Source organism: Amycolatopsis ultiminotia (assembly GCF_039536925.1).
In the GTDB taxonomy this organism is placed as follows: Bacteria; Actinomycetota; Actinomycetes; order Mycobacteriales; family Pseudonocardiaceae; genus Amycolatopsis; species Amycolatopsis ultiminotia.
In genome coordinates, this window is sequence record NZ_BAAAZN010000007.1 from 265,273 (window position 1) to 288,577 (window position 23,305).

Genomic DNA, 23,305 nt, shown 5'->3' on the forward strand with positions numbered 1-23,305 from the left:
CTGCCTTGCCGCGCCGCGCGCGAGAACCTCCGAGTGCACCGATCGGCCATTGTACTATCGGCAATAGTAGACAGTGCCGAGGTTCCTTGCGCGGCGCGGACAAGCCGAACGGAGTCGTCCATGGTCGTCACCCCCAGCCCGGTCGAGGTCCGACCGTCACCGGCCTCCCCGCCGCCGGCCAGAGGGTCGCTCCTGCTGCGGTTGTTCCGGACGACGGACCACAAGCAGATCGGGGTGATGTACCTGGTCACCTCGTTCGGCTTCTTCATGATCGGCGGCGCGCTGGCGATGCTGATGCGTACGGAACTGGCCCAGCCGGGGCAGCAGTTCCTGTCGCAGGAGCAGTACAACCAGATGTTCACCATGCACGGAACGATCATGCTGCTGTTGTACGCGACGCCCAGCGTGTTCGGGTTCGCGAACTTCATCCTGCCGCTGCAGATCGGCTCGCCCGACGTGGCGTTCCCGCGGCTGAACGCGCTGTCGTACTGGCTCTACCTGTTCGGCAGCCTGCTGGTCGTGTCAGGGTTCGTGACACCCGGAGGCGCGGCCGACTTCGGCTGGTTCGCCTACACCCCGCTGTCGGACGCCATCCACTCACCCGGCGCTGGCGCCGACCTGTGGATCACCGGGCTCCTGATCTCCGGCCTGGGCACGATCCTCGGCGCGGTCAACATGGTCACCACCGTGGTCTGCCTCCGCGCTCCCGGCATGACCATGTACCGGATGCCGATCTTCACCTGGAACATCCTGGTCACCAGTATCCTCGTCCTGATCGCGTTCCCCATCCTCACCGCCGCGCTGTTCGGCCTGCTCGCCGACCGTCAGCTCGGCGCCCACGTGTTCGACCCGGCCAACGGCGGGGTGATCCTGTGGCAGCACCTGTTCTGGTTCTTCGGCCACCCGGAGGTGTACATCCTCGCCCTGCCGTTCTTCGGGATCGTCTCCGAGATCATTCCCGTGTTCAGCCGCAAACCGGTCTTCGGCTACAAAGGCCTGGTCTTCGCGACACTGTCGATCGCCGCATTGTCGGTGGCGGTGTGGGCGCACCACATGTACGCGACCGGCGCGGTACTGCTGCCGTTCTTCTCCTTCATGACGTTCCTCATCGCGGTCCCGACCGGCGTGAAGTTCTTCAACTGGATCGGCACGATGTGGAAGGGCCGCCTGACGTTCGAAACGCCGATGATTTTTTGCATGGGCTTCATGGTGACCTTCCTTTTCGGCGGCCTTTCGGGAGTCCTGCTCGCCGCCCCGGCACTGGACTTCCAGGTGTCGGACAGCTACTTCGTGGTGGCGCACTTCCACTACGTCCTCTACGGCACGATCGTGTTCGCGACCTTCGCCGGGATCTACTTCTGGTTCCCGAAGATCACCGGCCGGATGATGGACGAGAAGCTCGGGAAGTGGCACTTCTGGACCACGTTCATCGGCTTCCACACCACGTTCCTGGTGCAGCACTGGCTGGGCGCGGAAGGCATGCCGCGGCGTTACGCGGACTACCTGGCCAGCGACGGGTTCACCACGCTGAACACGATTTCCACGATCGGCGCGTACATCCTCGGGGCGTCCACGCTGCCGTTCATCTGGAACGTGTTCAAGAGCTACCGGTACGGCGAGATCGTCACGGTCGACGACCCGTGGGGCTACGGCAACTCGCTCGAGTGGGCCACGTCCTGCCCGCCGCCGCGGCACAACTTCACCGAGCTGCCCCGGATCCGCTCCGAGCGGCCCGCGTTCGAGCTGCACTACCCGCACATGGTCGAACGCCTCCACGCGGAAGGCGAGATCGGCTTCTTCGGCAAGGCCAAGCACGTCGCGGCCCCGTCGCAGAGGCTCGTGGACGTCTCCGGTGACGACAAGGACAACGCGCACCAGCAGCGATGAACGGGGGCGGAGCCCTAGCCGAACGCCTGCACCGCCACCGCGCCGATCAGGACCAGCCCGCACCCTGCCATCGTCACCGCGCGGCCCGTGGCGGTGTGCGGGTCACGGCGCAACGGGAACAGCAGTTGCCGAGCGAAGGTGTACGCGGCGAGCGCGCCCGCGAAGATCGCGCCGTGCACCGACGGTTCGGCAGAGAGAACCAGCACCAGCGACACCACGCCGATCACCAGCGCTGCGGCCGCTTCGGCCAGCTGGACCGGGAACCGGCGAAGGGTCAGGCGGCGGTCGGAAGAGACCAGGCCCCACCGCGACGACGTCGGCCTGCCCGCACAGCACCCGGTGAGGAAACACCCCGGCCTGCCCACGGCCATGCCCAGGAAGATCCCCGGAGCCGTGGCGTCCAGCACTGTCCCGACGGGATAGCCCGCCAGCAGCGATCCGCCCGCCACCACGCCGAGCGCGACGAGCAGAAAACCCTGGATGCACGCGCCCGAAGTGAGCAGTTCCCGCGGATGTTTGCGGTGGAGCACGAGGTACCAGACCTTGCCGCCGACGAAACCGAGCAGGCAGCCGATCGCGGAAATCGCCAGCACAACGCCGAAGTTCATCCCCCAGCGCGCGGACAGCACCGCCTGGAGGACCAGCGCCAGCACCGCACCGAGCCCGACCAGCACCGGCCAGGAGAGCAGGCTGACGTTCGGTCCCTGCGCCAGCACCCCGAACCGGCTGTTCGCCGTGCTGGCCCGTCGCGGCAGCCGCACGCCGGGCGAGCCGCCCCGCGGCGCCGGCCCGGCGGTGACCCGCCACGCGCCCGGATTCAGCCCCTCGACCCGCGACGTGACCCCGATCCGGCCGCTGCCGGGCAGGACGTCGGCCACACGCTCGACGACGTCGAACCGGTCCTGCGAGGTGCGCTTGCCGCGCACGCCGTCGCGTACCCCGGTGAAGCGGATGTCGACCGAGTAGGGCTGCCCGGCCGGGGCGGCATCGAACCAGTACGTCGCAGCCACGACCTGCGGTCCGGTGTCGGCCGTGACGCGGTCAAGACACCCCAGGGATTCCCTGCGGCCCTGCTCGACCTGCAGCTCCTCCTCAGCCCCGGCACTCGTCGGCGTCGGCGCGCGGACGTTCGCCTCCGGCCTCGGCCGGCCGGCGAGGGCAGGCGGGACACCGCCGTGCGCCTGCCGCTTCCCCGCCGACGCCGGGCCGCCCGCCGCGGCTCCGGCCGGCTTCCGGGTCGCAGAAGCACTTCCGGTTCCCGCGCCGGCCGCGCTCCTGTGTGCCTTCTTTCCCACGTCACGCTCCCTGCCGCACTATCAACTAAAAACAATAGTACTACCTCTCTTAGTTGATGACCGCCCGCTTCGCGGCACCCGTGCCGCGCCATCGAGCAGCTGGCAGCAGGGGGCGCGGCGCAAACCGAGGAAGAGCGGAAATCCGGACGCGGCCGCGAACGCGACGCGCGTCAGCCGTGTCGACAACGACGGGGCAACGATTCGAGCGAGCGGTCGCCGACTGCCCGTCGCTCGGCAGATCCGCCTTGCCGCGCCGCGCGATCGGGGAACGCGCAGTCGCTTCCCCGCCTCGGGCATGCCTGGACCCGACCGATCTGCCTTAGGTCAAGACGCCGCACACCCGAGGCGGGGCTACTATCCTTCTTCGTAGAGATGAGCGGGTCCGTTTCGGAGCGAGGGAGCAGCCGTGGCACGAGTCACTGCACAGCAGCGGGACGCGGCCCGGCGGCACCGCATTGCGGCGCTCCTGGCAGTGGCGGCCCTCGGCGCAGCCGCATGTACCTCCGCGACAGACCGGCAACCCGCGACGGCCGGAACGTCGGCCGCTCCGGCCAAAGCGGCGTCGATCGCCATCGAGCCAGTCAGCGCGGATCCGGTGAGCCCGGCGACTCCGGTCGTCGTGCGCGCGACGGACGCGGCGCTGACGGGTGTCACGGTGACCAACACCACGACCGGCAAGCAAGTGTCCGGCCGCATGACGCCGGACAAGCGAACCTGGACCGCGTCCGAACCGCTCGCCTACGGCATCTCCTACCAGGTAAAGGCATACGCAACCACCCCGGACGGCAAGCCGGTGGAGCAGACCGGTTCGGTGCGCACCCTTCAGCCCAGGGTCCAGGCGTTCCCGTCCTTCATCCCGGCCCCGAACGTCCCGGACGTCGGCGTCGGCCAGCCTCTGGTGGTGAAATTCGACCAGGACGTCGCCGACAAAGCAGCCGCCGAGAAAGCGTTGCAGGTCAACGCGAACCCGCCCCAGGCCGGTGGCTGGTACTGGCTTTCCAAGCGGGAAGTCCACTACCGGCCGCAAAACTACTGGCGGCCCGGCAGCACCGTCACCCTGACCGCCAAGGTGTACGGCGTGAACCTCGGCAACGGGGTGTACGGCCAGACCGACCGCACCGAGACGCTGAAGATCCACGACTCCTGGATCGCCAAGGCCGACGGCAAGACCGAGAAGCTGCAGATATTCCACAATGGACAGCTGGTCAACACGATGCCGATGAGCCTGGGCTCGCCGGGCTTCCCGACGCACGAGGGCACGCACGTCGTCTCGGACAAGCAGCCCAGCATCATCATGGATTCCTGCACCTACGGCGTCTGCAAAGGACAATCCGGCTACTACCGGGAGCAAGTCGCCCTCGACGAGCGGATCTCCAACGACGGCGAGTTCGTCCACTCCGCACCATGGTCAGTCGGACAGCAGGGAAACAGCAACGTGTCGCACGGCTGCGTGAACCTCGCCCCGGCCGACGCCCAGTGGTTCTACGACCGCTTCGGACTCGGCGACGTCGTCGAGATCACCAACTCCGGCGGCTCGGCATTGCCCGTCTGGGACACTTACGGCGACTGGGCCGCGTCCTGGCCGCAATGGCAAGCCGGCAGCGCACTTCACTGAACGACTGCGTTCAGTGAAGCAGTTCTCGACGTCTGCTCCGCGCGCCCGCAACCACGCCAGCGGATTCACCTTCCGACCACACCCGCGAAGTGCAGGTGCGGCCCGGTCTGGATCCCCCGGTTGCCGATCTCGGCGATCAACTCCCCCGCCGCGACCGGTCCCCCCGCGCCAACGGAAACGCTGTTGCCGCGGCCGTAGCCGGCGATCGTCCCGTCCTCATCACGAATCCGTACCCACAAGCACGGATCTGCTCGCTGGTGCGCCCTCGATCACGACGCCGCCCATCGGTTCCCGCACCGGGGGTCGCCGCCACTTCGGCGATGTCCAGCCCGTAGTGCGCGGCACCCCGCCGCGCCGAACCGGGCTCCGCGTTCGCCCCGCCTCGGCGCGCTTGGTGCGCTGCTGATCGACATTCGCCGCTATCGGCGCGTCCCGCCGTTCACGCCCGATCCGGCCGGCCGGCCGAGACAGGCCAGCGGCGATGCCGACCGTCGATGACGAACTCGTGGCAGTGCCGCCACAGCCCGTCCTAGCCCTCGACCGCATCGGCGAGGTGCTCGGGGTCCGTACTCGCGTCGTGCGTGTGCTCGACCAGCGCAGGATCTCTCCGCGGCCACACGCGGGCCGCAGCCACCGCGCCCACTGCGGCCAGAGCCGCGAGCACGATCCAGGCCGCGGTGAACCCCGAGCCCGTGGCCAGCCATCCCGCGATCGGATAGGCAAGCAGCCAGCACGCGTGCGACAGCGAGAACTGCGCGGCGAAGACAGCCGGGCGATCAACCGGCGCGCTCGAACGCCGCAACACCCGGCCCGCCGGCGTCAGAACCAGCCCGGTCCCCGCGCCGACGACCGCCCACACGACCAGTGCGGCCGGCCAGCGCCAGCCGCCGCTGTCCGCGGTGGACAGCGCGACCGCACCGGCGACCCCGGCCAGAAGCCCGGCGGCACCGGCGAACATGACAGTGCGCTCACCGGCCCGGCCCAGCAACCTCGGCACCAGCAGCGCGACCGCCATTGTCCCGACGCCGTTGCCTGCCAGCAGCCAGGCCACGTCGGCCTGCGACCGGCCGAGCTCGCTCTGGACGTAGTTGACGGTGTTGACCATCACGATCGCCCCGACCGCCGCTACGACCAGATTCAGCCCGAGCACGCCCCGCAGCCGCGGCGTCGCGGCGTAAATCCGCACCCCGGCCAGGGTCCGCTCCCACACACCGTCGCGCCGGCTGCGAGCCGCATCCGGGATCCGCGTGGTCACGACCAGCGCGGCGGACGCCAGAAACCCCACCGACGTGCCAGTGAACAGCCAATGGAACGACACCACGCTCAACAGAGCCGCGGCCAGCACCGGAGACAGCAGGCTTTCCATCGTCGAGGCCAGCTGCGACGCCGACAGCGCCCGCGTGTAATCGCGTTCGTCGGGCAGGATGTCCGGCAGCACGGCCTGGAACGTCGGAGTGAACGCGGCCGACGCGGACTGCAGCACGACGATCAGCACGTAGATCTGCCATACCTGGTCGACGAACGGCAACGCCAGCACCACCGACGCTCGCACCAGATCCAGGCAAACCAGCAGCACCCGCCGCGGGACCCGGTCCGCATACGCGCCAGCGACCGGCGCCACCGTCACATAGGCGACCATCTTGATCGTCAGCGCGGTGCCCAGCACCGCGCCCGCGTCCGCACCCGCCAGTTCATACGCCAGCAGCCCGAGCGCGACCGTGGTCAACCCGGTCCCGAACAACGCCACCAGCTGCGCCCCGAACAGGTGCCGATAGTCCCGGCGGCCGAACAACGACAACACAGCGGCACACTCCTACTACCCGACGAGGACTGCCTCCATGATAGGTGCATATGTACGCACATGACGAACAAGGTGCCCAGTGGGCCCAGCTGCCGCCGCCCGACCTGGTCGAAACCGCGTCGACCGCGCTGCGGATGCTCGCCGAGCCCGGCCGGCTGCGGATGCTGTGGTTGCTCAGCGGCGAGGAGTACGACGTCGCGTCGCTGGCCGCGGCAGTCGGCATTGCCCGGCCGTCGGTTTCCCAGCACCTGGCCAAGCTCCGCTTGGCCGGGCTCGTCAGCCTGCGCCGGGACGGGCGACGCGCCCTCTACCGCGCCCGCGGCGGCCACGTGCGACGCCTCCTGACCGAGGTCATGAACGCAGCCGACCACCACCTGCACAGCATCCCTGACCACGACTAGCGTCCCGGCCATGCGTGCCGTCGGCCTGCGCCGTGTTCCGCAGCCGCGTCCGCTTTTTCGCCAGCGCCCGGTTCAAGCCCGGCACCGCCGGCGTCTGGTTTTCGCGCCCGCCGTGACGGACACTGGGAAGGTGGACAGACAGGCGGTTCACGACGAGATGGAACTCGCTCGCGCTCGGTTTCACCAATTCCTCGACCAGGCGACTGACGCCGACCTGCGCCGCGCGAGCGACGGAACCCGCTGGACCAATCGCGAACTGTTGTTCCACCTGCTGCTCGGCTACCTGATCGTGTGGGCATTGCGGAACCTGGTCCGGCTGCTCAGCCGGCTGCCCGACAGGGCGAGCCAGTGCTACGCGCGAATCCTGAACGCAGCGACAGTGCCATTCGACGCCGTCAACTACGCCGGCTCCCGCCTCGGCGGCGCTCTCCTGAGCCCGCGGCGGATGGCGGCGCTGGCGGACCGGGCGATAGCGCGCCTGCACCGGAGCCTCGACCGCGAAACGGACGCCGACCTCGCCCGGGCGATGCATTTTCCGACCCGCTGGGACCCCTTCTTCCACGACCGCATGACCTCGCCGACGTCTACCGCTTCCCGACCCAGCACTTCGACCACCACGTCCGGCAACTCACCCTGGACATCGGAACCGGGTAGCCCCTCGACGCACGAAGCGGATCCCGGTGCGGCCGCCGAGCCCTTGACCGCAGTTCAGCAGCCTGCTCGACCGGTCCGGTTCGCCGAGCGCAGCGGTGCGGTCGGCGCCTGCGGCGAATCGGTCTGGTCACCGATGACGAGCAATTGCGGATCTTTGGCTGAAGGACAAGCCTCCGGGCGTGGAGCGAGCCGCCAGGCCGTGACGAACCGTTGCCTGGCAAGGTGGCGGGCCGGGACGGGGTCCAGCCGAATGCGGCGGCAGCGGCAGGGATTTCTCCGTGTTGCCAGCGTCAGCGGTCCTCGTCCACGGCGGCGCGGCCATGCCGGTCGTCGTCCTGCACACCGCGCGCATCGTCCTGCCGTATCGGCAGCAGCAGGGTGAAGGTTGGCGGCACCGACCGCCCCAGCCGAAGCCGGCCCCCCTCAGCTTCCGCCAGGCTGCGTGCGAGAGCGAGGCCGATCCCGTGCCCGGCGGCGGAATCGGACCGGCGCCGGAACGGATCAGCATCCGAGGCAAGACCTGGTCCTTCGTCGGTCACGTCAAAGGCGGCCGTGTCGCCCATGTCGCGGACCGTGACCGTGACCGTGCCACGGCCGTGCCGAGAAGCGTTGTCCAGCAACACGGTCATGGCTTGACGGGTCGCGAGAGCCGAGACGCGGGTCTCCGCGACGTCGAGCGGATCCGGTAACAGCAAGACCCGGCCTTGCGCGGCGAGCAGACCGTGCCAGTCCTGCCGGATCTCGGCGAGCACAGTCTTCACCTCGACAAGTTCGGTGCCGGGATGCGCGTCGCGGGCGAGGGCCAGGAGGTCGCGGATGGTGCGGTCGAGCCGGTAGGTCGTCTCCAGCGCAGCAGTGACGGCCGGACGCAACGCCGTGTCCGGGCTCTCCAGCGCAACCTCGAGTTGCAGCTGCAGACCGGCGAGCGGGGTCCGCAGCTGGTGCGAAGCGTCCGCGGAGAACGCCCGCTCACGGGCGAGGACTTCCCCGATTCGCCCGGCAGTCGTGTCCAGTGCGATGCCCGCCCGGTCGATCTCGGGAATGCGGGAACGACGAGTCCGCACGGTGAAGTCCCCTTCGCCGAGCCGCGCGGCGCTGGTGGACAGCTCTTCGAGCGGCGCGGCCAGCCGGACCGACAGGCGGTGCGCAACGAGCCAGGTGGCAGCCAGCGCCACCACCGCCAGGCCGCCCATGCCCAGCCAGGTCAGTGCCGTGCGCCGGTCCACCTCGCTGTGCGGGGTCGCGGCGCGCACCATGCCGACGACCGCCCCGGCATCGGTGATCGGAACGGTGGCGACCAGGTCCGTCCCGGTGTCGTCGGCGATCACCTCGTTCGCCCGGATCGCCGCGCCCGCCGCCTCCAGCCGCGCGGGTCCGCTGCCGGTCAAAAGGCTGCCAGCCGGGTTGTAGAGAGCCAGCGAGGTATTCGCCTCGGCGGCCGGAAGCCGGTCAGGCAGATCGTGCCGGATCACCTGCGCCGACACGGACAAAGCCGCCGAGTCGGCCAGCCGTTCCAGCTCGGCGCGCTCGTCGTCGAGGTAGTAGCGGGCGACGCCGATAGCGAGCGGCAAGCCGAACAAGCTGATCGCCAGCACGCCGGCCAGCACGGTCAACAGGATGATTCGTTTGCGCACAACGGCTCCTTCGGCGGCGGGCTCGCGCCCTCGGCGTCCAGTGTGCAGCCGCCCCGGCCATCGTGCGTTCGCGAAGCGGTTCGTTTGCCGTCTGCTAACCGTCGGCCGCTCCGGCGGGAAACGGGAGTCCGCCGCCCCGTGGAATTTGCCGTGCGCTGGCCGAAACGAGCCGAAGGCTTTTCGCGCCTCTCTCTAGCGTCGTCTTTGCACCAGTCGCCGTGGGAGGGACACCGCAATGAAACGCACGACCGGTCCCGCCGGAATCGTTGTCGCGTCGGTCGCCGTGGCGCTGGGACTGAGTGCCTGCTCCGCATCGAACAGCCCGACATCCCAGGGCGCTTCGCCCGCCGCCCCGAACGCCCCGGAAGTCAATCCGGCGGGCGACATTCCCGACAACCAGGTATACGTACCGTTCACCACGCCCGACCGCCGTTTCACCGTGTCCGTTCCGGAGGGCTGGGCACGAAGCGCAGCAGGAAACGCCTCGTTGTTCACCGACAAATTCAACAGCGTCCGCGTCGAAACCACAGCCCGCCCGCAAGCCCCCACCACTGGGTCGGCGACCGCGAAGGACTTGCCCGCCATCCGGACCGGCAGCCGTGGCTACGTCGCGGGATCAGTCAGCGCCGTCGCGCGCAAGGCGGGGAACGCGGTCCTGATCACCTATCAAGCCGACTCGCCGCCCGACCCGGTCACCGGTAAAACGGTCGTCGACTCGGTGGAGCGATACGAATTCTGGAACAACGGCGAGGAATTGATCCTCACCCTGAGCGGCCCCAAAGGGGCGGACAACGTCGACCCGTGGCGCACGATCACCGACTCAGTGCGGTGGATGTGATGACAGCGCCGCTGCACGCGCGCCAGTTGTATCGCTTCTACCGCTCGGGCGAGGAGGAAACCCTCGCCCTCAAAGGGGTTTCCCTCGCCGTCGAAAGCGGCGAGATCGTCGCGGTGACGGGTCCGTCCGGATCAGGAAAGTCCACCCTGCTTTCCTGCCTGGCCGGCATGGACGATCCGGACGGCGGCAGCGTCCACGTCGACGGCAGCCGGATCAGCCACCAGCCGGAGCCGGTACGGGCCAGACTGCGATCCCGCCGGATCGGGATGCTGTTCCAGAACGGCAATCTCCTGGAGCACCTCACCGTAATAGGCAACGTGGTGGTGGCACAGCGCCTCGCCGGCCAGCGCGCCGCGCGCGACCCGGGCAACCTGCTGTCCGCATTGGGCATCGCGGATCGGGACAGTGCCTACCCCAGCCAGCTTTCCGGCGGCGAACTCGCCCGGGCGGGCCTCGCGGTCGCGCTGGCCAACACGCCGGCCGTGGTGCTGGCCGACGAGCCCACCGGCGAACTGGACAGCACGACGGAACACCGGATCCTCGAACTGCTTGCCGAGACGGCACGCGAGGGGACGGCGGTGGTGGTCGCCAGTCACAGCCCAGCGGTGAGCGCGTTCGCGCACCGGACGGTCCGGCTCGACGACGGAAAGGTATGCGAATGACCGGCGACACCGCACCCGCAGTGCGACTCGGCCGCGCCGAACACGAACCGGGCATGCTGGCCGAATGCCGGGATGTCGCCCGCACCTACGGAAGGGGACCGACCGCCGTCGTGGCGGTGCACGGCGTCACGTGCCGGATCCGTCGGGGCATACGGCTGGCGGTCACCGGACCGTCCGGATCTGGCAAATCCACCCTGCTGCACCTGCTCGCCGGGATCGACCGGCCCACCGCGGGCACCGTGGAGTGGCCGGATCTGCGCGACCGGGCCACCGAGGTCGGCGTCGTCTTCCAGGGTCCCAGTTTGCTGCCCGCGCTGGACGTGACCGAGAACGTGGCGCTGCCACTGCTGCTGGCCGGAGAGCCCGAGGACGAGGCCTTCCGCCGGGCCCGGTCCGCGTTGAGCCGGCTGGCGATCGACGACCTGGCAGGCAAGCTGCCGGACGAGCTGTCCGGCGGGCAGGCGCAGCGGGTCGCGGTCGCGCGGGTGCTGGCTGCCCGCCCGCTGCTGATCGTCGCCGACGAACCCACCGGCCAGCTCGATCACGAGTCCGCCGAACGGGTCATGACGGTCCTGACCGCCACGGCCGACGAACTGGGCGCCGCGCTGGTCGTCGCGACGCACGACCCGTTCGTGGCCGCCCGGCTCGGGCAGGAATGGACGATGCGCGACGGCCGGCTCCACGGCGCGGCTGATCCCGACCGGGCAGAGCGAAACGGAGAGGCGAAATGATCTGGCGCTGGATTTCCGGCTTGGTGCGCCACCGAGGGGTCCGGCTCGGCGCGACAGCAGGCGGCATCGCGATCGCCGTCGCCCTCCTGGTGTCTCTCGGCAGTTTCCTTGCCGCCGCACAAGGTTCGATGACCGCCCGCGCGGCCCGCAGCGTCGCCGTGGACTGGCAGGTCGAGGTGCAACCCGGCGCGAAGCCGGCGTCCGTCCGCGACCTCGTCCGGAACGGGCCGGGGGTGCTGCGTTCGGACGCGGTGGGATTCGCGCGGACAACCGGCATGTCGGCATCCGGCGGCGGCAGCGCTCAGACGACCGGCCCCGGGGTGGTGCTCGGGCTGCCCAGCACCTACCGCGGCGACTTCCCCGGTGCGGTGCGCACGCTGGCCGGATCCGATCACGGCGTCGCACTGGCCCAGCAAACCGCCGCGAACCTGCACGCGAAACCAGGCGACCTCGTCCAGATCGGACGGGCGGGACTGCCCCCGGTCAGCGTCCGCGTCACCGAGGTCGTCGACCTGCCGCAAGCGGACTCGTTGTTCCAGAAGGTCGGCGCCCCGGCCGGTGCGCAGCCCTCCGCGCCCCCGGACAACGTCCTCATCCTCGACAGCCGAGCCTGGCACGCCCTGTTCGACCCGCTCTCCGCGGCCCGCCCGGACCTGGTAACCACCCAGATCCACGCCGCGCTGAACCGCTCGCTCCCGGCAGACCCGGCGACCGCCTACACCCAGGTCGTGGGCGCGGCGCACAATGTCGAGGCCCGCTCCGCTGGCACTGCCGTAGTAGGCAACAACCTCGGCGCCGCCCTGGACGCGGCGCGCTCCGACGCCGCCTATGCCCGGGTGCTGTTCCTGTTTCTCGGGCTGCCGGGGGCAGTCCTCGCCAGCCTGCTGACGGCCGTGGCGGTAGCCGCAGGCGCCCCTCGCCGCCGACGCGAACAGGCTCTTCTGCGTGCTCGTGGCGCTACCGGCCGCCAACTGCTGCGCTTGGCCGCGGCGGAGGCCCTCCTCGTCGGCGCCGCCGGCACAATCGTCGGCGCCGTCGCTGCCGCCTTGATCGGGGTCACGGCGTTCGGGTCGGCGCGGTTCGGGGCGAGCGGGGCGGACGCGACCGGCTGGACCGTCGCCGCCGTTCTCGCCGGGCTGGCGATCGCCGGACTGACGGTGCTTGCTCCGGCCTGGCGTGACCTGCGCGGGACCACAGTGGCCTCGGGACGGGCCGCCCTGACGCGCCGCGCGCGGCCGGCCTGGAGCCGGTACGGCCTCGATGTGCTCCTCCTTGCCGCCGCCGCGGTCGTGTTCTGGCTGACGAGCCGTACCGGCTACCAACTGGTGCTGGCACCGGAAGGCGTGCCTGCCATTTCGGTGTCGTACTGGGCGTTCGCCTCACCAGCGCTGTTCTGGCTCGGCTCCGGGCTGCTCGCGTGGCGATTGGCCGATCTCCTGCTCGGCCCCGGCCGCCGCCTCCTTGGCCGCGGTCTCCGGCCCTTCGCCGGCTCGCTGGCGAACGTCGTGGCCGGCTCGCTGTCGCGCCAGCGACGGCTGCTCGCGCACGCCATCGTGCTGCTGGCGCTGGCGCTCTCGTTCGCCGCGTCCACCGCCACGTTCAACGCGACCTACCGGACGCAGGCCGAGGCCGACGCACAACTGACCAATGGCGCCGACGTCACCGTCACCGAATCGCCCGGAACTTCGGTCGGTCCCGCCGCGGCCGGCACGATCGCCGCCACCCCCGGCGTTCGCAGCGTCGAACCCGTCCAACATCGCTTCGCCTATGTCGGAGCAGACCTGCAAGACCTCTACGGCGTACGACCGGACAGCATCACCAGCGCGACCGCCCTCCAGGACGCCTACTTCCAGGGCGGCACCGCCCGCGCACTGATGCAGCGGCTCGCCGCGCAGCCCGACGCCATCCTCGTGAGCGCCGAGACCGTCAAGGACTTCCAGCTGAGCCCCGGCGATCTGCTCAACCTCCGGCTGCAGGACGGACGAACCAAGCAGTTCACCACGGTGGCCTTCCACTACGCGGGCGTGGTCAAGGAATTCCCGACCGCGCCCAAGGACAGCTTCTTCGTCGCCAACGCCGCCTATGTCGCCCAGCGCACCGGCAGCGACGCCGTGGGAGCGTTCCTGGTCGACACCGGCGGACAGAACACCACCGCGGTGGCCAGCCGGCTCCAGGCCCGGCTCGGTCCGGCCACGACCGTGACCGACATCGCGCATACGCGCGCCACCGTCGGCTCCAGCCTGACCGCGGTCGACCTCGCCGGCCTGACCCGAGTCGAACTCGGCTTCGCGCTCGTGCTCGCCGCCGCCGCGGGCGGCCTGGTCCTCGCGCTCGGGCTCGCCGAACGACGCCGCTCCTTCGCGATCGCGGGCGCACTCGGCGCGACTCCTCGCCAACTGCGCTCGTTCGTGCTCGGCGAAGTGCTCGTACTCGGTGCCGGCGGTCTCGTCACCGGCGGCCTCGCCGGCTGGGCCCTTTCGCACATGCTGGTGACAGTGCTGACCGGGGTGTTCGACCCGCCTCCGGCCGCACTCACGGTGCCGTGGAGCTACCTCGCCGCGGTCGGCGCGACCACGGTCGCGGCGCTCGCCGCGGTCGCCGCCGTCACGGTCAGAATCGCCCGGCGGTCCCCGATCGCGGTGCTCCGCGAACTCTGACACCGCGTCCCGCGCAGTCGGCCTTAGTGTCGGAATTTCGTTAGACCACGGCAAAATCTCGCGCCGGACCCTTCATCAGATGGGCTGACGCACCGGCACAACCGGTCGGCGGCACGCTTCACTGAAGATCATGAACAAGCTTCCCCCCATCACCGCGGTCTTCTGGATCATGAAGATCGCGGCCACGACGCTGGGCGAGACCGCGGGCGATCTGCTCGCCCAGACCCTGCGGGTCGGCTACCTGGCAAGCTCGGCCATCCTCGTCACGGTCTTCGTCGCCAGCCTGGCGACACAGCTGGCAGTGAAGACCTTCCGCCCGGCGCTCTACTGGACGGTCATCCTCGCGACCAGCACCGCCGGAACGACGATGTCCGACTTCATGAACCGGACCGCCGGCCTCGGTTACGCCGCCGGCGCGGTCGTCCTGGTGACCGCGTCGCTGACCGTGTTCGCGATCTGGAAGTCCACCGGATACTCGTTCGACGTGCAGACCATCGCTACCTTCAAGGGCGAACTGCTGTACTGGACGGCGATCCTGCTCTCCAACACCCTTGGCACATCGCTCGGGGACTTCCTCGCCGACGATTCCGGTCTCGGCTTCGGCGGCACCGCATTGGTGATCACCGCGGTCCTGCTGCTCGCGCTCCTGACGATGAGGACGACCCGGATCTCGCGGACCTTGCTGTTCTGGATCGCTTTCGTCCTGACCCGGCCGCTGGGCGCGTCGGCGGGCGACTTCGTCAGCAAACCGGTCTCCGCGGGCGGGATGGGCTACGGCACCGCCGGAGCCTCGGTCCTGCTCGGATCGGTCCTGGTCGCGTTGATCGGCTACACCGCCTGGCAGCAACGGCAGACCCGGCTCGCCGAACTCGCCGCATGACGCGGGCGGGCCCGGCGGGTGCTCAGCCGTCCCGGTCGCCGTCTGCTTCCGGCTGTTCGAGCCGGTAGCCGTGGCCGCGCAGAGTCGTGATGGCGGGAGCCGCCGCGGGCCCGGCCGCGTCCTCGAGCTTGCGCCGCAGCGCGGCGACGTGGACGTCGAGGGTCTTGGTGGAGCCGAACCAGTGGGCGTCCCACACGTCGGCCATGAGCGTCGTCCGGCTGACCGCCACCCCGGGTTCGGCCGCCAGCCGGGCGAGCAGATCGAATTCCTTTGCCCGCAACGGAATCTCGTGCCCGGCCACGGTGGCCCGGCGAGCCGCCTGGTCGACGTGGAGAGGTCCGACCGCGAGGACGGGCCGGTTGTCCGCCAGCGCCGCGCCCCGGCGCAGATGCGCCCGGATCCGGGCGTGCAGCTCGGTGAGCCGGACCGGCTTTGTCAGGTAGTCGTCGGCACCGGCCTCCAGTCCGACGACGACGTCCATTTCCTCCTGCCGCGCGGTCAGGATCACCAGCACGCAGCCCGGTTGAAGGACGCGCAGTTCCCGGCACAGTTCGATCCCGTCGAGGTCCGGCAGGCCGAGGTCGAGCAAAGCCAGTTCGAACTCGTGAAATTGTGCTTCGCGCAGGGCTGCGCGGGCCGACCGGTGCCACGCGGCCCGGTGGCCGTGCTGGTGCAGGCTGGCCTGCAGGGTCCGCCCGATCGTCTCGTCGTCCTCGACCACCAGCAGCTGCGCCATGACACGAGCTTAGCCATCAGGACCTTCTCGAGCTGCTGGGTCAGGTGGCCTCTCCCGAGTGAACCCGCCAGGTTTTGCGTTGCGCTAACCTCTGCCTGGACGGTTCTCTACCAGCGCGTTCCTACCGTGGCGACTATGACGGTCCTGCATCGGCCCAGCTCCAGAACCCGGCCGTCCCTTCCGATCCGGACGAGGGCGGCTGTTGCCGTCGGCAACGCGGCCGCTCGGGGCTCCCGGGCCGCCGGACTCGGCCGCGGCGGCATCATCGGAGGCCGGGTCAGCCTGGCGCTCCAGCCGGCGGCGCTGGCCCATCTGTGCCGAGAGCGCGTCGTGGTGCTGGTCACCGGGACGAACGGCAAGTCCACCACGACCTGCATGCTCGCCGCCGCACTGCAGCCGTTCGGCGAAGTCGCGTGCAACGCGAGCGGCGCGAACATGCCCGACGGCCTGGTCGCCGCGCTGGCCGCCAGCCCGGCGGCCCGGTATGCGGCACTCGAAGTCGACGAGAACCACCTCCCCGCGGTGCTGTCCGAGGTGACTCCGGCCGCGGTTGTGCTGCTCAACCTCAGCCGCGACCAGCTCGACCGGACCGGCGAAGTCCGGCGCACCGAGAATGTCCTGCGGGCCGCACTCGCTTCCTGTCCGTCCACAATGGTCATCGCCAACTGCGACGACCCCCTTGCCGCCTCCGCGGCGATGGCTGCCGCGAATCCGGTGTGGCTTTCGGCCGGCAACGCCTGGCGAGGCGACAGCGCGTCCTGCCCTCGATGCGGGAGCGCGGTGCGCGAAGCACTTGGCGGCTGGAGATGTTTCTGCGGCTTCGCCCGCCCGGCACCCGCGTGGGTGCTGGACGACGACGGCGAACTTGTGCACCGGAACGGATTGCGGATCCGCTTGGCGCCCGCGTTGCCCGGCCGGGCCAACGCCGGCAACCTCGCCTTCGCCGCGGTAGCCGCAGGATCGCTCGGCGTGCCGCTGGGCGCGGCCGCAGCCGCCGCCGGAACGGTCGACCAGGTCGACGGCAGGTACCGCGTCGTCGGCTACCAACAACACCGGGTTCGCTTACTGCTGGCCAAAAACCCGGCCGGCTGGGCAGAAACGTTGCGGATTCTCGCGCCGGGCACCGACCCCGCCGTGCTGGCGGTCAACGCGCGCGAAGCCGACGGGACAGACCCGTCGTGGCTGTGGGACGTCGCATTCGACGCATTGCGAGGACGGCAAATCGTCGCTTCGGGCAACCGGGCCATGGACCTGTCGGTCCGGCTGAGCTATGCGGAAGTCGGGCATCTCGTCGTGCCGGACCCGCTCGCCGCGGTCGCGACGCTCCCGCGCGGGCCGGTCGAACTGGTCGGCAACTACACGGCGTTCCGCGACGCGACGGCGAGGCTGGCGGATGACCGGTGAGTCCGCGGTCCGCATCGGACTGTTGCTGCCCGACCTGCTGGGCACCTACGGAGATTGCGGGAACGCCGAAATCCTCCAGCGGCGCCTGCAGTGGCGGGGATTCCCCGCGACTGTCGTCCCGATCACCGTGGACGACGCCGTCGCCGACTCGCTCGACGTGTACGTCATCGGCGGCGGCGAAGACTCCGCGCAGTCGCTGGCCGCCGACTTCCTTGCCCGGCAAGCCGGCCTCGCACGCGCCGTCGGCCGAGGGGCGCCGGTGCTCGCCGTGTGCGCCGGGCTTCAGGTGCTCGGACGGGAATTCACGACCGAGCACGGGCGGGTCCGAACCGGCCTCGGTGTGCTCGATCTCGTCACCACACCGGCACGCGACCGCGCGGTCGGGGGAATCCGCACCCGCCCCGTCTCGTCCTTGCTCACGGAATCCTTGACCGGCTTCGAAAACCATCAAGGCCACAGCGCGCTCGGCCCCGCGGCACAACCGCTCGGCCGGATCGAACACGGGACCGGAAACGGTGACGGCTTCGACGGAGCCATCCAGGGCCGCGTCGTCGGCACCTATCTGCACGGACCCGCGCTCGCGCGCAATCCGGAACTGGCCGACCTGCTGTTGAACTGGGCTGTGGGCGCACCGCTGCGCCCGCTGGAGGTGCCCGGCCTGGCCGAACTCCGGCGGCAGCGGCTGTCCCGCCCATGGCGAAGGCGCTGACGGCGCGGCAGCCGATGCCTGATCCGGTGCCGTACAGCGGCTGCCTGCCGGCCCAGGTCGACCGGCAGGCAGCCGCTCCGCCGCCGCTGGCTTCCGTGCGCACGCGGTCAGCGCGACGCCCGAATGCCTACTCCTGGCCCTGGAACTGGTGATCCGCATTGCCCGCGGAGTCCTGGTGCCCGCCCGGGCCGTCGGCTTCGCCCGCCGTGCCGTGCGGCTCGGCGGCCGCCTCGGGCCCCTCCGCCCCCGGCTGCTCCGCCGCTGCCTGTTGCACCTGAGCGACGGGCGCCGGCGCGCTGGGAGTTGCGGACGCGACCGTTGTGCCCAGCATCGCTGCCAGCAGCGCCGCCGCTGCCGCGCCCGCTGCCAACCGTGCTCGTCCCATCATGAGTCCTCCTGCTGTCGTGACTTCGGCGACCGATACCGGACACCGTGGCCACAGGCTGGCACTCGGACGCTGGCCGCACGCTGAACGAAGCTGAGAAAACACCCGCGGTGACTCATCTTCTCGAGCCGTCGATCAGCCGGTAGCCGATCCCGCGCAGCGTCTCGATGGTCTGCCTGCCGAAGGGAAGATCGATTTTCCGGCGGAGGTAACCGATATAGACCTCCACCACGTTGTCGTCGCCGTCGTACTGCGCGTCCCATACATGGGCGAGGATGTCGGGCTTCGTCAGCGCCTCGCCCGGTCTGCGCATCAGATACTCCAGAAGACTGAATTCCCTTGGCGTCAAAGCGATCTCCGTCTCCGCCCGGCGCACCGAACGACGCGCCGGATCGAGGACCAGATCGCCGGCCCGCAGCACACTGGGGCGGGCCGGCGCGCCGCGGCGGAGCAGAGCGCGCAGCCGGGCCAGGAGAACAATGTAGGAGAACGGCTTGGTCAGGTAATCGTCCGCGCCGAGGTCGAAAGCGTCCGCCTCGTCGTATTCTCCGTCCTTGGCGGTGAGCATGACCACCGGCACCCAGTTGCCTTCCGCGCGCAACGTCTCGAGCACGCGGTAGCCGGACAGCCCGGGCAGCATGATGTCCAGCACCACGAGGTCGTACGGACGTTCCCGGGCCGCCCACAACCCGTCGGGTCCGGTCCCGGCCACATCCACCGCGAATCCGTCCGCGACCAGATTGCGGCGCACGGACTCGGCCAGCCGCGGTTCGTCCTCCACGAGCAGAACACGCATTGTCTCGACCTCTCGTTCAGTCCGCCGTCTCGTGCGCGGCCCGCGCCGCAGCGGCTCCCGCGTCGTCCTCGACGGCCGGGAACTCGACTCTGAAGAAGGCGCCGTGCCAGCCGGGCGGCGGCGCGAGGCACCGGGCGCGCCCGCCAAGGCGCTGGATCTCATCCTGCGCGCGCGGGACGGCCACCCGGACCGCCAGGTCCGTCATCGAGACCTCGGCGACGGTACGGCGCATCGCCTCCACCCGTCCCAGCGCGGCTCCCAGCGCCAGGTGGACCGCCAGCCACGCCAAGGCGAGCAACGGAACCCCAGCGGCGACCAGCAATACCGCCAAACGCGCGACAGCCGTCCGGGCGCCTTCGAGCGACTGGGCCGCGACCACGGTGTAGGCAGAGCTCCTGACCGCCGCTACCCGGTATTCGGCGTTGTTCTGACCCAACGGCAAAGCTACGGTGGCGACCACCTCGCCGCCGGCCCGCGGCAGGCCGGGCAGGATCGGCGGTTCGCCGGCCAGTTCCGAACTCGACCGCACCACCTGCCCGGCGGCGTCGAGAATCTGCACGGCCGCCGTTTCTCCGGGCGTGGCCGTGAGCGCCGGTTCAGTGACCGGACCGCCCGCGGCGAGGGTCGCGGCGACATTCCGGGCTTTGGCTAACGCGGCATCGGCGGCGCCCGACACGAGCGAGCGGTTCAACAGCGCCAGCACGACCACACCGGCCGTGATCATGCCCAGCGCGAGAATGCCGATAGCGATGATGCTGCTCCATCGTCGAACGCCGGCCCGCGCCACACATTCCCGAATGCAGGCACTCGGCTTCATCTGCCGAGCATAAACGCGATGCACCATTCACCGAATGAATTCTCAGCATTTTCACAGCGCGCACCCATTCTCCGGCCGCGTTTTGCATTCCGCTTGCCGAAAGCTGCCCCATTGCCCACTCAACCGGGCCTACGGTCGGGTCATGGCCACTGCCGGCGCACCTCTGCCCAGACCCAAACGCTCGCGGCGCAAGCTCGTTCTGGTGCTGGTCGTCGCTTTGCTCGCCTACCCGATCGGCAGCTACACCCGAGCCCTCACCTATCCCGGTGCGGCATCGTTCGCGGTCCGCACCGTCGATTGGCTGCGCGAGATCGGGCTCGGCGGTGCCGTCAACACGGTCGAGAATTGGTGGTACACCAGGCATCCACCCTCCTCGGCACCGCCGCCTGCCGGGTCGCTTCCCGCCACGCCGCCGCCTCTCCCCCATCCCGGCGCCGGCCCCCGGCCCGCCGATCTCCCGCCGCGATCGCCTCGGCTGCCCGGCGAAGGACTCTGGACCCCCGGAGCGCGGACGGCCGCCGGTCCGACAGCCGACTACACAACCTTCATCCGGCCGGATCCCGCGCACGCCAGCGTGGTCGCCGGGGTCGCATGGATCAACCAGTCGCTGGTGCGCACCTCCTTGATCGCGGGCACCAAAGAGCCAGGCGGTTCCGGTTGGCCGGAGGGTGCGCGGGTGCCGTCCGGCATTCGTCCCGCACTGCTGGCGACTTTCAATGCCGGATTCAAGTTCAAGGACACCGCCGGCGGGTTATACGCGGACGGCCGCGCTGCCCGCCCGCTGAAGAACAGCGCCGCGTCGGTCGTCATCGACCGGTCCGGACGGATATCGATCGCACAGTGGGGCCGCGACGCGACCATGTCCCCCGCCATCCGGGCGGTACGGCAGAACCTCGCTCTGGTGGTCGACAACGGCGGTGCCGTCCCCGGTCTGCGGGCGAACGCCGTCGGCCGCTGGGGCAGCGCCAGCAACCAGTTCCAGTACACCTGGCGTTCCGGGCTCGGCACCGATCGGGCCGGCAATCTCATCTATGTGGCCGGCGACAAACTGACCCTGGGGACGCTCGCCGAGGCAATGGTCCAGGCCGGAATCGTGCGCGGCATGGAACTGGACATCCACCCGGGAATGGTCGCGTTCAACAACTACCGGCCCGACCAGCCCGGCACACCGCCGAAAAAGCTCTTGCCTGCCATGCCCGGCTCGGCGGACCGCTACCTGACGGCCGACCAACGCGACTTTTTCGCCATCGCCATCCGGGGCGGAGCACCGCCGGGCAGGTACAGCGTCTCGCCGCTGCGGTCCCTCGGGGCATGACAGACGCCCACCCGGCCGGTGCTCTGCCCGGAGACCGACGTTCTGCCACGACCACAATCTCGGCACTGCGTCGCCGCCGGCCGGGCAGGCCTGAGAATCGTTCTGCGAAAGAACCATCTGGGCCCACGCATACGTGGAGCGCCGCAATGAGACTTTCTCGGCGAAGCCAGGCGGAGAGCTTGCTGTTGCGAGACCGGCTACGCCAGGCAGACACTCAGTAGCATGGCGTTGGTTGCGCGATTTCGCTTGTCCGTGGCACCGCGTCCCTGCGCAGTGTGAACGCCGCAACCGCTGCTGAGAAATCTCGATGTCCGTGATCTATAGTTCTCCCACCGACAGAGTTCAGCTTCGAGGAGGGCCGTCAGCGATGGTCACGACGTCCCTGCCAGCCCGCCGCAAGGCGTCTGGCAACTCGGACCGGTTCCGATCCGCGCCTACGCTTTGTGCATCATCGCCGGGATCGTCGTAGCCGTCTGGCTCACCCGCCGCCACGTCGATCTCGGTCAGGACTCCGAAGCCCTCCGCCGTGAGGGGTTCCCGCACCTTCGTGACAACGGCTTCGAACGACAGGCCGGAGGTCACCGACTTCGTGTACTCCATGAGAGCGTTCCCGCCCTCGATGTCGAAAAACAATTCCCGTCCGGCTACCCCGCGCGGGGCCTGTCGAACCTGCGTGCGTCTCCGGAGCCAGCCGGCAGGCAGCAACAACGCTGTACCGATTTCGCCTTTCCCCAGGCTGTCGATCGAGCGGGAATCCCGGCCTGGTGGATCACTTCGGCCACCGTCGCCGTTGTCTTGCCCGTCAGCCTCTGGCGGGCAAGACGGCATTCCCCGACTCCGCTCTCGCGGCCCGTGATCATCGCCCGCCCGGCATCCGATGAGGACGCTGCCGCCGTTCGTCGCGAGGAGGCGGCGCGGCGAACCGCTGGGGCGGTCCGGACTTCGCCGGACGGGGCGGCGGCGCTGCGCCGCGCCGGTCCTGCGGCCCGGGGTTTCGGGTCTGCGCCCCGGCGGAGGCGAGCCCGGCGGCGGTCCCGGGCGGCGCACCGGCTCAGGCCGGTTGACCCACGCGTCGAACATGACCAAACCTGCTGCGAGGACGAGAAAAATGATCGTCATCACCGCGCTGCGGGCGACGATCCCGACCCCGGCGATGGCCACGAGCCCGAGGACGGCGAACCAGCAGTAGGGATCGACCCGGCCGAACAAGGGGCTCGCGCCTGGACGTCTTCGCGAGCCGAGTGCCATAGCGCAACCCCAATCCACAGTGGACCGCTGACGCTCCGCTGCGCGTCGCCACGCCGGAGCCCGTCCCGCGGCGAACGACGCAGCGCGCGTCGCAGGACCTGGCACTTATCCTACACGTTGTAGGATGAGACTCGCCCGCTTCCGGCTGACCGCGCCGAACCAGACGATGGGAAGGGATCGATGTGGACATTGACGGGACGACGACGTGACCCGCTGCGCTACCGGCGGCGAAAGCCGTTCGCCGGAATCGTCGCACTGAGCGTCTTCGTGCTTGCCGCGGTCGCGGTCTGGACCACGACATTGCAGCGCGCGGCGGACGCGACGGCCTTGGTCGCCTGCCCGCCCCCGGCCGCCGGCACCGCGCCGCAGGCGTTGGACGCGCTGCCGTACAACGCGCTGGACGGCGTCGCTCCCGCGCCCGCCGCCGGCAGTCCGGTGACCGTGCTCAACGGCAGCGGCCAGCGCGGAAGCGCCGGACTCGCCGCGGGAGAACTCGCCCAGCTCGGTTTCCCGCAGGCGTCGCCCCCTGCCGACGACCCCTTGTACCCGACCGGCGACTTGCGGTGTTTCGGCCAGATCCGTTTCGGTCCGGCGGGTGCCGCGGCCGCGAGGACGCTCAGCCTGGTGGTGCCGTGTGCGCAGCTCGTGCGCGATCATCGCACTGACAGCAGCGTCGATCTCGCGCTGGGCAACGACTTCAGCGACGTGACCCCGAATCCCGCCGCCCGCCGAGCGCTCCAGCTGCTGGCGGGCGCGCCGAGTGGCCGTCCGGCCGTCGGCACCGCGCCGGCCGCCCTGACTCCGGCGCTGCTGACCGGTGCCCGCCGCGGGCAGTGCTGA

20 protein-coding genes and 2 pseudogenes are annotated in these 23,305 nt (G+C 70.1%); 14 read left to right on the forward strand and 8 right to left on the reverse strand.

Annotated features, from left to right (window positions below):
• Positions 1 to 120: 120 nt before the first annotated feature.
• The gene (gene ctaD / locus ABD793_RS18575; RefSeq protein WP_344861532.1) at positions 121 to 1,887 is read left to right on the forward strand and encodes an aa3-type cytochrome oxidase subunit I; all 1,767 of its coding nucleotides are present in this window, start codon (positions 121 to 123) and stop codon (positions 1,885 to 1,887) included.
• Between the two features lie 14 nt (positions 1,888 to 1,901).
• Here the strand turns inward: ctaD and ABD793_RS18580 are convergent, their stop codons facing one another.
• Positions 1,902 to 3,182 (reverse strand): prolipoprotein diacylglyceryl transferase, encoded by a 1,281-nt coding sequence (locus ABD793_RS18580; RefSeq protein WP_344861534.1) that lies wholly within the window; start codon positions 3,180 to 3,182, stop codon positions 1,902 to 1,904.
• Positions 3,183 to 3,588: 406 nt separating this feature from the next.
• Here ABD793_RS18580 and ABD793_RS18585 point away from each other — a divergent pair, with 406 nt between their 5' ends.
• Positions 3,589 to 4,797: a L,D-transpeptidase gene (locus ABD793_RS18585; protein WP_344861536.1), complete on the forward strand. Its 1,209-nt coding sequence runs from the start codon at positions 3,589 to 3,591 to the stop codon at positions 4,795 to 4,797.
• 65 nt (positions 4,798 to 4,862) lie between these two features.
• Here ABD793_RS18585 and ABD793_RS18590 read toward each other — a convergent pair whose 3' ends face one another.
• Positions 4,863 to 5,036 carry a M23 family metallopeptidase gene (locus ABD793_RS18590; RefSeq protein ID WP_344861538.1) on the reverse strand — a complete coding sequence of 58 codons (174 nt, stop codon included), beginning with the start codon at positions 5,034 to 5,036 and terminating at the stop codon, positions 4,863 to 4,865.
• 200 nt (positions 5,037 to 5,236) lie between these two features.
• Positions 5,237 to 6,598: pseudogene (locus ABD793_RS18595) on the reverse strand (MFS transporter).
• A gap of 50 nt (positions 6,599 to 6,648) precedes the next feature.
• Here ABD793_RS18595 and ABD793_RS18600 point away from each other — a divergent pair.
• The gene (locus tag ABD793_RS18600) at positions 6,649 to 6,999 is read left to right on the forward strand and encodes an ArsR/SmtB family transcription factor (RefSeq protein ID WP_344861542.1); all 351 of its coding nucleotides are present in this window, start codon (positions 6,649 to 6,651) and stop codon (positions 6,997 to 6,999) included.
• A gap of 10 nt (positions 7,000 to 7,009) precedes the next feature.
• A complete protein-coding gene (locus ABD793_RS18605; RefSeq protein WP_344861544.1) occupies positions 7,010 to 8,035 on the forward strand; it encodes a DinB family protein in 1,026 nt (341 codons plus the stop codon).
• Here the strand turns inward: ABD793_RS18605 and ABD793_RS18610 are convergent.
• On the reverse strand, positions 7,944 to 9,287 hold the full coding sequence (locus tag ABD793_RS18610) for a sensor histidine kinase (RefSeq protein WP_344861546.1): 1,344 nt from the start codon (positions 9,285 to 9,287) through the stop codon (positions 7,944 to 7,946). The genes ABD793_RS18605 and ABD793_RS18610 overlap by 92 nt on opposite strands.
• 235 nt (positions 9,288 to 9,522) lie before the next feature.
• Between ABD793_RS18610 and ABD793_RS18615 the strand changes: the two genes are divergently transcribed.
• The 5 genes from ABD793_RS18615 to ABD793_RS18635 all read left to right on the forward strand — a co-directional run bounded on the left by ABD793_RS18615 (position 9,523) and on the right by ABD793_RS18635 (position 15,055).
• Positions 9,523 to 10,125, forward strand: coding sequence for a hypothetical protein (locus ABD793_RS18615; protein ID WP_344861548.1), 603 nt, complete (start codon positions 9,523 to 9,525; stop codon positions 10,123 to 10,125).
• Positions 10,125 to 10,787 carry an ABC transporter ATP-binding protein gene (locus ABD793_RS18620; protein WP_344861550.1) on the forward strand — a complete coding sequence of 221 codons (663 nt, stop codon included), beginning with the start codon at positions 10,125 to 10,127 and terminating at the stop codon, positions 10,785 to 10,787. Before ABD793_RS18615 ends, ABD793_RS18620 begins: the two co-directional genes overlap by 1 nt.
• A complete protein-coding gene (locus ABD793_RS18625) occupies positions 10,784 to 11,518 on the forward strand; it encodes an ABC transporter ATP-binding protein (RefSeq protein ID WP_344861552.1) in 735 nt (244 codons plus the stop codon). Before ABD793_RS18620 ends, ABD793_RS18625 begins: the two co-directional genes overlap by 4 nt.
• Positions 11,515 to 14,175, forward strand: coding sequence for an FtsX-like permease family protein (locus tag ABD793_RS18630; RefSeq protein WP_344861554.1), 2,661 nt, complete (start codon positions 11,515 to 11,517; stop codon positions 14,173 to 14,175). Before ABD793_RS18625 ends, ABD793_RS18630 begins: the two co-directional genes overlap by 4 nt.
• A 130-nt stretch (positions 14,176 to 14,305) precedes the next feature.
• The gene (locus ABD793_RS18635; RefSeq protein WP_344861556.1) at positions 14,306 to 15,055 is read left to right on the forward strand and encodes a COG4705 family protein; all 750 of its coding nucleotides are present in this window, start codon (positions 14,306 to 14,308) and stop codon (positions 15,053 to 15,055) included.
• Between the two features lie 22 nt (positions 15,056 to 15,077).
• Here ABD793_RS18635 and ABD793_RS18640 read toward each other — a convergent pair whose 3' ends face one another.
• A complete protein-coding gene (locus ABD793_RS18640) occupies positions 15,078 to 15,791 on the reverse strand; it encodes a response regulator transcription factor (RefSeq protein WP_344861558.1) in 714 nt (237 codons plus the stop codon).
• Between the two features lie 135 nt (positions 15,792 to 15,926).
• Here ABD793_RS18640 and ABD793_RS18645 point away from each other — a divergent pair, with 135 nt between their 5' ends.
• On the forward strand, positions 15,927 to 17,195 hold the full coding sequence (locus tag ABD793_RS18645) for a MurT ligase domain-containing protein (protein ID WP_344861560.1): 1,269 nt from the start codon (positions 15,927 to 15,929) through the stop codon (positions 17,193 to 17,195).
• Positions 17,185 to 17,904, forward strand: coding sequence for a type 1 glutamine amidotransferase (locus ABD793_RS18650; RefSeq protein ID WP_344861563.1), 720 nt, complete (start codon positions 17,185 to 17,187; stop codon positions 17,902 to 17,904). Before ABD793_RS18645 ends, ABD793_RS18650 begins: the two co-directional genes overlap by 11 nt.
• A gap of 127 nt (positions 17,905 to 18,031) precedes the next feature.
• Here ABD793_RS18650 and ABD793_RS18655 read toward each other — a convergent pair whose 3' ends face one another.
• From ABD793_RS18655 to ABD793_RS18665, 3 genes are all read right to left on the reverse strand, one after another.
• Positions 18,032 to 18,292, reverse strand: coding sequence for a hypothetical protein (locus ABD793_RS18655; protein WP_344861565.1), 261 nt, complete (start codon positions 18,290 to 18,292; stop codon positions 18,032 to 18,034).
• Between the two features lie 112 nt (positions 18,293 to 18,404).
• Positions 18,405 to 19,085: a response regulator transcription factor gene (locus ABD793_RS18660; protein WP_344861567.1), complete on the reverse strand. Its 681-nt coding sequence runs from the start codon at positions 19,083 to 19,085 to the stop codon at positions 18,405 to 18,407.
• A gap of 16 nt (positions 19,086 to 19,101) precedes the next feature.
• Positions 19,102 to 19,902, reverse strand: coding sequence for a hypothetical protein (locus tag ABD793_RS18665; protein ID WP_344861569.1), 801 nt, complete (start codon positions 19,900 to 19,902; stop codon positions 19,102 to 19,104).
• A 142-nt stretch (positions 19,903 to 20,044) separates the two neighbouring features.
• Between ABD793_RS18665 and ABD793_RS18670 the strand changes: the two genes are divergently transcribed.
• The 3 genes and pseudogenes from ABD793_RS18670 (at position 20,045) to cei (ending at position 23,305) form a co-directional block, all read left to right on the forward strand.
• Positions 20,045 to 21,217 carry a hypothetical protein gene (locus tag ABD793_RS18670; protein ID WP_344861571.1) on the forward strand — a complete coding sequence of 391 codons (1,173 nt, stop codon included), beginning with the start codon at positions 20,045 to 20,047 and terminating at the stop codon, positions 21,215 to 21,217.
• A 387-nt stretch (positions 21,218 to 21,604) separates the two neighbouring features.
• A pseudogene (locus ABD793_RS18675) lies at positions 21,605 to 21,706 on the forward strand (prolipoprotein diacylglyceryl transferase family protein); the annotation flags it as partial.
• 939 nt (positions 21,707 to 22,645) lie between these two features.
• Positions 22,646 to 23,305: an envelope integrity protein Cei gene (cei, locus tag ABD793_RS18680; protein WP_344861573.1), complete on the forward strand. Its 660-nt coding sequence runs from the start codon at positions 22,646 to 22,648 to the stop codon at positions 23,303 to 23,305.

Excerpts from the sequence above, each read along its gene's own strand:
- ctaD (WP_344861532.1), top strand. The coding sequence starts at position 121 with ATGGTCGTCACCCCCAGCCCGGTCGAGGTCCGACCGTCACCGGCCTCC.
- ABD793_RS18600 (WP_344861542.1), top strand. The coding sequence starts at position 6,649 with ATGTACGCACATGACGAACAAGGTGCCCAGTGGGCCCAGCTGCCGCCG.
- ABD793_RS18605 (WP_344861544.1), top strand. The coding sequence starts at position 7,010 with ATGCGTGCCGTCGGCCTGCGCCGTGTTCCGCAGCCGCGTCCGCTTTTT.
- ABD793_RS18615 (WP_344861548.1), top strand. The coding sequence starts at position 9,523 with ATGAAACGCACGACCGGTCCCGCCGGAATCGTTGTCGCGTCGGTCGCC.
- ABD793_RS18620 (WP_344861550.1), top strand. The coding sequence starts at position 10,125 with ATGACAGCGCCGCTGCACGCGCGCCAGTTGTATCGCTTCTACCGCTCG.
- ABD793_RS18625 (WP_344861552.1), top strand. The coding sequence starts at position 10,784 with ATGACCGGCGACACCGCACCCGCAGTGCGACTCGGCCGCGCCGAACAC.
- ABD793_RS18630 (WP_344861554.1), top strand. The coding sequence starts at position 11,515 with ATGATCTGGCGCTGGATTTCCGGCTTGGTGCGCCACCGAGGGGTCCGG.
- ABD793_RS18635 (WP_344861556.1), top strand. The coding sequence starts at position 14,306 with ATGAACAAGCTTCCCCCCATCACCGCGGTCTTCTGGATCATGAAGATC.
- ABD793_RS18640 (WP_344861558.1), bottom strand. The coding sequence starts at position 15,791 with ATGGCGCAGCTGCTGGTGGTCGAGGACGACGAGACGATCGGGCGGACC.
- ABD793_RS18645 (WP_344861560.1), top strand. The coding sequence starts at position 15,927 with ATGACGGTCCTGCATCGGCCCAGCTCCAGAACCCGGCCGTCCCTTCCG.
- ABD793_RS18650 (WP_344861563.1), top strand. The coding sequence starts at position 17,185 with ATGACCGGTGAGTCCGCGGTCCGCATCGGACTGTTGCTGCCCGACCTG.
- ABD793_RS18655 (WP_344861565.1), bottom strand. The coding sequence starts at position 18,292 with ATGATGGGACGAGCACGGTTGGCAGCGGGCGCGGCAGCGGCGGCGCTG.
- ABD793_RS18660 (WP_344861567.1), bottom strand. The coding sequence starts at position 19,085 with ATGCGTGTTCTGCTCGTGGAGGACGAACCGCGGCTGGCCGAGTCCGTG.
- ABD793_RS18665 (WP_344861569.1), bottom strand. The coding sequence starts at position 19,902 with ATGAAGCCGAGTGCCTGCATTCGGGAATGTGTGGCGCGGGCCGGCGTT.
- ABD793_RS18670 (WP_344861571.1), top strand. The coding sequence starts at position 20,045 with ATGGCCACTGCCGGCGCACCTCTGCCCAGACCCAAACGCTCGCGGCGC.
- cei (WP_344861573.1), top strand. The coding sequence starts at position 22,646 with ATGTGGACATTGACGGGACGACGACGTGACCCGCTGCGCTACCGGCGG.